The following is a 7534-nucleotide window of genomic DNA, read 5'->3' as shown; positions in this document are numbered from 1 at the left end:
CCAGCCGGCGCAATGGCAGGCGCCGCTGCGCGAAGCGCTCGGCGAGCGTCTGCAAGTGCAGTTGGGACGCCAGGGCGAGAACGCGGTGATCCGCCTCGATCCGCCGATGCTGGGCCGCATAGAAATTTCGATCCGCCACCTGGCTGGCGCGCTGCAAGTCAATCTGAGCGCCTCCAACGGCGAAGTCTTGCGCCAGTTGCAAGGCATCGGCGACAACCTGCGCAGTGATCTGGCGCAGCGCCAGTACGCCGACGTCTCGGTGAATGTCAGCCCTGCCCCGCGCAGCCCGGCGGCGCAAGCGTTTGCCGAAGGCGATGCGCGCGGCCAGCAACGCCAGGGCGGCCGCGAACGCGACGAAGATGAGCCGGGCCGCGCGCTGTCCGATAGCGGCCAGCCGGCGGCCAGCTTCGCCATGAACCAGCGGGAAAGCTGATGAATATAAAACTGAAACTGGTAGGCGCTTTTGTGCTGGTGGCCGCACTGGCGGCCGGCGCCGCCGGCGGCGCGGTATGGTATCTGGGCAAGCCGGTGACGGCGCCCGGCGCGGCGGCCCAGGCGGCGCCGGTCAAAGTGCCGGAAACCGGCAAGAAGGCGCGTAAATTCCTGACCCTCGACAAAGTGATCGTGATGTTGCGGCGCATGCCCGGCGACACCGAAAGCCATTACCTGTCGGCCGACCTGGTGATCGCCACCACCGAGGAAAAGGAAAAGCTGACCAAGGAACATTTGCCGCTGATGCGCAGCATCGCCGTCAGCGCGCTGTCCAGCTTTCCAGTGGAAAAGGCGCAAACGATGACGGTGGAACAGTACGCCGAACAAATCAATCACGCCTTCAATGCCAGTTATGACAAGGAAAAAATGGACAAGCCATTTACCGAAGTCATGATCGGCAAGCTGATCATTGAGTAAGCCCAAGCCGATGCCACGGGAGACAAGGTGGTGAGCGACGCGGCTTATGCCGACCAGTACGCCGACGCTTACGGCGCCGGGGAATATGCCGGCGCCGGCGCCGTGCTCGACGCGGCCGAGGAACAGCGCCATTTGCTGGCCTATGCGCCGCTGGTCAAGCGCATCGTGCGCCAGCTCAATTCGCAGATTTCGGGCGCCGTCGACCGCGACGACATGGAGCAGATCGGTTTGATGGGTCTGCTTGAAGCACTGCGCCGCTACGGCGTGCCGGACCAGGCTTTCGGCGGTTACGCCAGCCTGCGCATCCGCGGCGCGATCCTGGATGAATTGCGGCGCCAGGATTGGCGGCCGCGCGCGGTACGCCAGGAAAGCCACCGCCTGCGCGACAGCGTGCGCGCGCTGACCCGGCGCCTGGGCCGCGAACCGGGCGAGCAGGAAATCATCGCCGCGCTGGGCATCACGGCCGAGGCCTACCAGCAATACCAGTTGGCGGAAAACGCCGAGCAGCTCGGCAGTTTCGACGAACTGCTGCAGGAGGGCGGCATCGGCAGCGGCGGCGACAGCGCGCCCAGTCCGGAAGACTTGCTGATGGTGCGGCGCAGCCTGGAACAGGCCTTGCGCGGCTTGAATGAGCGCGAGCAGCGGGTGGTGCAAATGTATTACGAATTCGAACTCAGCTACAAGGAAATCGCCGCCGTGCTCGATTTGACCGACGCCCGCGTGTGCCAGTTGAACAAGGCGGCGCTGGTCAAGATGAAAGCCGTGCTGCAAGGCGGATAGCCCGGCGGCGCGGCGCTAATCCAGCAGTGTGATGTGGTGTGATGCAGTATCAACAATGACGCAGAAAGGCAGTTCAATATGGTGATTATCGGTATCTTAATCGTAATGGGATGTGTATTCGGGGGCTTCGCCATGATGGGCGGCACCGTCCATGCGATCTGGCAGCCGATCGAATTGATCATCATCATCGGCGCCGCCCTCGGCGCGCTGGTGCTGGGCAATCCGAAGCATGTGCTGGGCGAAATGGTGACCCAGATCCGCAAGATCGTCACGCACAAGAAGCAAGGTTCGGAATTCCAGCGCCAGTTGCTGCTGCTGATGTATGAATTGCTGCAAACCGCCGCCGGCGGCCTGAAGGCGCTCGACGCCCACGTCGAGGCGCCGAAGGAAAGCGCGCTGTTCCAGCGTTACCCGCTGATCCTGGAAGACCCGAAATTGCTGGCGTTTATCGTCGATAACTTTCGCCTGATGGCGATGGGCAAGATCAATGCGCATGAACTGGAAGGCGTGCTGGAACAGGAACTGGAAGCGATCCACGATGAGTTGCTGCAACCGTCGAAATCGCTGCACAAGATCGCCGAAGCGATGCCCGGCTTCGGTATCCTGGCGGCGGTGCTGGGCATCGTGATGGCGATGAACTCGGTGGCCGACGGCGCCGACGCGGCGGAAATTTCCGAAAAAGTCGGCGCGGCGATGGTCGGCACCTTCATCGGCATCTTCTTTTGCTACGGCGTGCTCGATCCGATCTGCAATATGATGAAGCAACTGGTCAGCGAAGAAAGCTCGACCATGGAATGCGTCAAAGTCGTGCTGGTGACCCACGTGGCCGGCAAGCCGCCGCTGCTGGCGATCGACGCCGGCCGCCGCCTGGTGCAATTGAATATCAAGCCTAGTTTCGCCCAGTTGGAAAACTGGATCAATGCGCTCGAAGGCGAAGCCGAAGAACAACCGCGCCGTCCAGGGGAGCGCCGTGCTAAAGCCGCATGAAAAACATGATCAGGCGATCATCAAGCGATCCAGCCGCAAGCACGATGAAGAAGCCCATGGCGGCGCGTGGAAAGTCGCGTTCGCCGACTTTTGCCTGGCCTTGCTGTCGCTGTTCCTGGTGTTGTGGCTGATGGCCGCGCGCGAACAGCAGGCAATGAAGGAAATCATGATGGATTCGAGCGCCGCCAGCCGCCAGGGCGAAGGCCAGGGCGTGATGCCGGAGCCGAAAGGCGGCCCGCGCGGCAGCCTGATCGACCACTTCCCGCTGCCGCGCCAAAACAGCGGCAATACGACCACCGCCGGCAAGCAGGCCAACGACGGCAAGGCGCAGCCGAAAATGAGTTACCAGTCGCCGGAAGACCTGGCCGCGCTGTCGCGCGCGCTCGACAAGCTGAGCGCCGAAGCCGGCCTGTCGAACAACCTGCAATCGGTCATCACGCCGTACGGCTTGCGGGTCATGTTGCACGACACCGACAAGCAAGGCATGTTCGTGCGCGGCAGTTCGATCCCGACCGACCGCTTCCGCAAATTGCTGCGCCAGATGGGACCGGTATTCGCGCAAATGGAAAACCAGATGCTGATCGTCGGCCATACCGACTCGATGCAGTACACCAACAACGATTATGAAGCGTTTTCCAACTGGACGCTGTCGAGCAACCGCGCCATGTCGGCCCGCGCGCAATTGCTGGCCGGTAGCATGAATCCGGAAAGCGTGCTGCAAGTGGTCGGCATGGCCGACCGCGCCCCGCTCGACGCCACCAACGCGGCGGCCGGTATCAACCGGCGCATCGAATTGCTGATCCTGACCCGTGGCCAGGCCGACAGCGTGGCGGCGATGTTCGGCGTGCCGGGCGCCAAGCCGTCGAAGTCGCAGGACATCGATGTCGGCGAGCCGGACCCGGCAGTCCTGAAGCAATTGCGGGACAAGCTGAATCCGGCACTCAATTCCAGGCTCAATCCGGCAGGCGCAAAAAAAGGACGGGCGGAACATGCAGATTAAATCCAAGGGCCAGCGTATGAAAATTTCCAGCGGCACTGCCAGCGGCGCCCGCGCCATTGAACGCAGCGCAGCCGCCGCCCCCGCCGACAGCGCCGCCGAGGCCACGCCCGGAGCGGCGGCAGGCGCCGGCAACGCCACGCCGCTGCAATCGGCGGTATTGCAGCCAGCCATGGCCGCATTGCGCGCCATGCCGGATATCGACCATGAACGGGTAGCCCTGCTGCGCGATGCGCTGGCCAAGGGCGAATTGCCGTTCGACGCCGGCAAGCTGGCCGGCTTGATCCAGCGCTTCCACGGCGGTGAATCATGAGCGGCGCCGCCAAGATGACGCGCCCGCAGGCGCTGACGCGCGTGCTGCGCGGCGTCAGCGACGATATCGCCGCCTATGGCGCGCTGCTGGAGCTGCAGGAGCAGCAATTCCAGGCCGCGCTGCGCCACCAGCCGGCGCGCCTGTCGGCACTGGCCGAGAGCATCAATGCCGCGGTCGACGGCATGGAACAGCGCCGCCGCCAGCGGGTCAGCCTGGTGCGCGGCTTGAGCGGCGCCGGCGGCACGATGAACCAGATCATCGAATTGCTGCAAGGCGCACCGCGTTTGCAATTGGAAACCGACTGGGCAGCGCTGGAACAAATGGTGCTTGAATGTAAGCGCCTGAACCAGCGCAACAGCCATTTATTGACCGAACAATACAGCATCATGCAGCGCGTGCTGCATGGCGAGGACGATACCTATGCGCCAGGCTGATTTCTTTACCGCGCCGACCAGCGCCACCCAGCCTGCCCAGGCTACCGCCCCGGCCATGGCCAGCACTCCGGCCGCCGGCGGCGCCAGTTTCAGCAGCGTGTTCCGGCAAGTGCAGAACGAAGTGAACGGCTTTATCGGTGCCGGTTCCGCCAGCCATGCAGCGCCCCCGCCGGCCCTGACGCCGGAAGGCCTGGCCTACCTGGGCCGCAGCCAGCCGGGCAGCGCGCTGGCGGCCATCAACCAGGGCGGCTCAAGCGGCGTCGACAGCCAGTTGCAGCAGCAATTCCTCGACGCGATCAAGCCATGGGCCGAGGAAGCCGGCGCGCGCCTCGGCGTGGCGCCGGAAATCGTCGCCGCCCACGCGGCGCTGGAATCGGGCTGGGGCCAGCGGCCGTTGCGGCAAGGCGGACAAGACAGCAACAACCTGTTTGGCGTCAAGGCCGGCAAGCAATGGTCGGGCGACGTGACCAGCGCGCTGACCACCGAATACGAAGGCGGCGCGGCGCTGAAGAAAACCGAGCGTTTCCGCAGCTATCCGGACCAGGCCAGCGCATTCCGCGACTATGCGCAAGTGCTGCTGGATAACCCGCGCTACAAGGCGGCGCTGGGCGCCGGCAGCGACGCCGGCGCCTTTGCCCAAGGCCTGGCGCGCGGCGGCTACGCCACCGACCCGGCCTATGCCGACAAGCTGGCCAGGCTGGCCAGGCTGGCCAGCCGCCTGCAACAACAGAGCAAATAAGAAGCTATTTCAGCGGGATATCGGCCGGCTCGACCTGCCCCGCCGCCAGCACCCTGGCGCGTATCACCGTGCCGCTGGCGGCGTTGCGCACCCGTATCACGTCATCCTGGGCGCCAGGGTCCATCGCCTCGCCCGCCATGCTCACTTCGATCTGTTCGCGGCGCGCGACAATGCGCACCGCTTCGCCGCGCTTGACCAGCACTTGCGCCGTCAACTGGCTCTGGCGCAGCACTTCGCCGGCGCGCAGGCTGCGCCGGCTGCTCAGGCCGGTCAAGGCTTGCAAGTCGGACAGGCTGTCGGGGATCATCGAGACGTCGCGCCGTTCCAGGAAAACGTCGTCCGGCCCCAGCGCTTTGCCCGGCATCAAGGCCACCGCGCTGACCGCCACCCGCGCCGAGACCGTCGCGCGCGCCACCACGTCCTGGCGCCAGCCCGGCGTGCCGGGACACACCACCGACAGGCGCATGCGGGTCGCCGAACGCATGTCGGCCGGCTCGACGGTCACCGGCCTGGCGCAAGCGGCCAGCGGCCGCGCGGTCTTGCCCACAGTAATCTCGAATTGCGGATCGAGCAGTTTGGCGGCGTCCGCCTGTCGTTCCAATTGTTCTCGCGCAACGTTTTCCACCCTGATTAATATATTGTCGGCTGGCAATTCCGCGTTGACTGCACTACTATAGAGGCTGGCAGTGAAAAACAGGCAAGATAGCAAGATAGATCGCTTTCCCGGCAATGAAACACGCGGGGATGGCGCCGGTGGCACGGTGGAAAACGTCATTGTGTACCTTATTAGTCACAGTAAATAACACAGTCAATCAGCGTGGGCGCCAGGCGATGCCTGGAGCGGCAAACGTATTTTACATGCCCACAGGAACAATTTTCAGCCGGCTTGGCGCGTTCGTGTCCGGCCGGCATTATGACAAAGGATGACCATGGGGATTAATTTCAAGGAAGCACTGGGAGTGCACGCCGATGCGTTGCAGTTGCGGGCCGACCGCACGCGCGTGCTGGCGGCCAATATCGCCAACGAAAACACCCCTGGTTTTCAGGCCAAGGACATGGATTTCGGCGCCGCGCTGCAGCAACTGCAAGACCGCGAAGAAGGCGGCCTGTCGGTCGACGACGCCGCCGCGTCGCTGTACCGGGTACCCTACCATCCCAGCCGCGACGGCAACACCGTCGAGATCGGCGTAGAACAAGCGGCGTTTTCGCAGAACGCCTCCGATTTCCAGACCAGCCTCAGTTTCGCCAGCATGAAACTGAAAGGCCTGGCCAAAGCCATCGCAGGACAATAAGATGGGCTTCCAGGATATTTCCAAGATCGCCGGTTCGGCGATGGCGGCGCAGACCGTGCGCCTCAATACCATCGCCAGCAACCTGGCCAACGCCGATTCGGTGGCCGGTTCCGAAGCGGAAACCTATCGCGCGCGCAAGCCGGTATTCGCCGCCATGTTCGATGGCGGCGCCCAGGATGGCGCGCGGGTGCAGGTGCTGGACGTGGTCGAAAGCGACGAACCGCTGCGCAAGGTGTATGAACCGGGCCATCCGATGGCCAACGCCGACGGCATGGTGTTTTACCCGAACGTCAACTCGGTGGCCGAGATGGCCGACATGATGTCGGCGTCGCGCGCCTTCGAAAGCAATGTCGAAGTGCTGGGCCGCATCAAGACGATGCAGCAATCCTTACTCAAACTAGGCGAAACTTAAACCATGCAAACCAACTTGCTTAACAACAATAACAACGCCAGCAACAATAACCCGAACCCGTCGCAGAACAGCGCCACCTCGGACATGTTCACCAAATTGCTGGTGGCGCAGATCAAGAACCAGGATCCGCTGTCGCCGACCGACCCGGCGCAGTTCGTCAATCAATTGACGCAGCAGGCGCAAATGGAGGCGCTGCAAAACCTGGCCACGCTGACCGCCTCGAATGCCGATGCGCTGCAAAACATCCAGATCATCGCGCTGGGCGCGCAAATCGGTTCCGAAGTGATGGCCAGAACCGACACCGTCAAGACCAGCGACGCCAAGATCAGCGGTTCGGTGACGCTGGCGGCGGCGAGCAGCAAGACCACCGTGACCTTGAAGGGGTCCGACGACAAGGAATACAAGATCGAGCTCGGCAAGCAGGAACCGGGCAGCGTGCCGTTCACCATCGATCCGGTGGCGCTGGGCTTGCCACCGGGCACCTACAAGATGACGGTCAGCACCAGCAGCTCGGACAAGCCGACCATCGATATTGCCGGCAAGCTCAACAGCGTGCGCCTGCTGGCCAGCGGCGGCGCCGTGATGAATGTGTCCAACCTCGGTGATGTCACCCCGGATAACATCACCGGCTTCAACGGCAAGAAAACCTGAACCATCCCTTCTCCCTATTT

12 protein-coding genes (1 of these 12 running past the window's edge) are annotated in these 7534 nt (G+C 63.4%); 11 read left to right on the top strand and 1 reads right to left on the bottom strand.

The window, feature by feature from the left end:
* The 8 genes from GJA_RS08985 to GJA_RS08950 form a co-directional block, all read left to right on the top strand.
* On the top strand, positions 1–433 hold the 3' portion of the coding sequence (locus GJA_RS08985) for a flagellar hook-length control protein FliK (RefSeq protein WP_051780536.1). 8 nt of this gene lie to the left of the window's left edge; 433 of the gene's 441 nt are visible here — the last part of the coding sequence; its start codon lies off the left edge, out of view; its stop codon occupies positions 431–433.
* Positions 433–909: a flagellar basal body-associated FliL family protein gene (locus GJA_RS08980; protein ID WP_038491158.1), complete on the top strand. Its 477-nt coding sequence runs from the start codon at positions 433–435 to the stop codon at positions 907–909. Before GJA_RS08985 ends, GJA_RS08980 begins: the two co-directional genes overlap by 1 nt.
* 27 nt (positions 910–936) lie before the next feature.
* The gene (locus GJA_RS08975) at positions 937–1689 is read left to right on the top strand and encodes a FliA/WhiG family RNA polymerase sigma factor (protein WP_422567906.1); all 753 of its coding nucleotides are present in this window, start codon (positions 937–939) and stop codon (positions 1687–1689) included.
* 78 nt (positions 1690–1767) lie between these two features.
* Positions 1768–2676: a flagellar motor stator protein MotA gene (gene motA, locus GJA_RS08970; RefSeq protein WP_038491156.1), complete on the top strand. Its 909-nt coding sequence runs from the start codon at positions 1768–1770 to the stop codon at positions 2674–2676.
* Positions 2660–3676: a flagellar motor protein MotB gene (locus GJA_RS08965; protein ID WP_242404493.1), complete on the top strand. Its 1017-nt coding sequence runs from the start codon at positions 2660–2662 to the stop codon at positions 3674–3676. Before motA ends, GJA_RS08965 begins: the two co-directional genes overlap by 17 nt.
* A 16-nt stretch (positions 3677–3692) precedes the next feature.
* Positions 3693–3986 carry a flagellar biosynthesis anti-sigma factor FlgM gene (flgM, locus tag GJA_RS08960; RefSeq protein WP_038491153.1) on the top strand — a complete coding sequence of 98 codons (294 nt, stop codon included), beginning with the start codon at positions 3693–3695 and terminating at the stop codon, positions 3984–3986.
* Positions 3983–4420 (top strand): flagellar export chaperone FlgN, encoded by a 438-nt coding sequence (gene flgN, locus GJA_RS08955; RefSeq protein WP_038491151.1) that lies wholly within the window; start codon positions 3983–3985, stop codon positions 4418–4420. Before flgM ends, flgN begins: the two co-directional genes overlap by 4 nt.
* Positions 4407–5159 (top strand): glycoside hydrolase family 73 protein, encoded by a 753-nt coding sequence (locus GJA_RS08950; RefSeq protein WP_038491148.1) that lies wholly within the window; start codon positions 4407–4409, stop codon positions 5157–5159. The genes flgN and GJA_RS08950 overlap by 14 nt, the downstream gene beginning before the upstream one ends.
* Before the next feature lie 4 nt (positions 5160–5163).
* Here the strand turns inward: GJA_RS08950 and flgA are convergent, their stop codons facing one another.
* Complete coding sequence (flgA, locus tag GJA_RS08945; protein ID WP_242404492.1) at positions 5164–5760, bottom strand: flagellar basal body P-ring formation chaperone FlgA; 597 nt, start codon at positions 5758–5760, stop codon at positions 5164–5166.
* A gap of 328 nt (positions 5761–6088) precedes the next feature.
* Between flgA and flgB the strand changes: the two genes are divergently transcribed.
* Genes flgB through GJA_RS08930 form a run of 3 tightly spaced genes read left to right on the top strand, consistent with a single transcriptional unit; the run spans position 6089 to position 7514 of the window.
* Entirely contained in the window at positions 6089–6451 is a 363-nt protein-coding gene (gene flgB / locus GJA_RS08940; RefSeq protein ID WP_038491143.1) for a flagellar basal body rod protein FlgB, read from the top strand.
* A 1-nt stretch (position 6452) separates the two neighbouring features.
* On the top strand, positions 6453–6863 hold the full coding sequence (flgC, locus tag GJA_RS08935) for a flagellar basal body rod protein FlgC (RefSeq protein ID WP_038491140.1): 411 nt from the start codon (positions 6453–6455) through the stop codon (positions 6861–6863).
* A 3-nt stretch (positions 6864–6866) separates the two neighbouring features.
* Positions 6867–7514, top strand: a complete 648-nt coding sequence (locus GJA_RS08930) for a flagellar hook capping FlgD N-terminal domain-containing protein (RefSeq protein ID WP_038491137.1) — start codon at positions 6867–6869, stop codon at positions 7512–7514.
* Positions 7515–7534 lie beyond the last annotated feature (20 nt).

This window comes from Janthinobacterium agaricidamnosum NBRC 102515 = DSM 9628 (genome assembly GCF_000723165.1).
Taxonomy (GTDB): domain Bacteria; phylum Pseudomonadota; class Gammaproteobacteria; order Burkholderiales; family Burkholderiaceae_D; genus Janthinobacterium; species Janthinobacterium agaricidamnosum.
The sequence above is the reverse complement of the archived record's forward strand: the minus strand, read 5'-3'. Positions and strand labels throughout refer to the sequence as shown.

Bases quoted from the DNA above. Each gene is read 5' to 3' on its own strand.
- GJA_RS08950 (WP_038491148.1), top strand. From the start codon at position 4,407: ATGCGCCAGGCTGATTTCTTTACCGCGCCGACCAGCGCCACCCAGCCT.
- GJA_RS08980 (WP_038491158.1), top strand. From the start codon at position 433: ATGAATATAAAACTGAAACTGGTAGGCGCTTTTGTGCTGGTGGCCGCA.
- flgM (WP_038491153.1), top strand. From the start codon at position 3,693: ATGAAAATTTCCAGCGGCACTGCCAGCGGCGCCCGCGCCATTGAACGC.
- flgN (WP_038491151.1), top strand. From the start codon at position 3,983: ATGAGCGGCGCCGCCAAGATGACGCGCCCGCAGGCGCTGACGCGCGTG.
- flgB (WP_038491143.1), top strand. From the start codon at position 6,089: ATGGGGATTAATTTCAAGGAAGCACTGGGAGTGCACGCCGATGCGTTG.
- motA (WP_038491156.1), top strand. From the start codon at position 1,768: ATGGTGATTATCGGTATCTTAATCGTAATGGGATGTGTATTCGGGGGC.
- flgC (WP_038491140.1), top strand. From the start codon at position 6,453: ATGGGCTTCCAGGATATTTCCAAGATCGCCGGTTCGGCGATGGCGGCG.
- GJA_RS08930 (WP_038491137.1), top strand. From the start codon at position 6,867: ATGCAAACCAACTTGCTTAACAACAATAACAACGCCAGCAACAATAAC.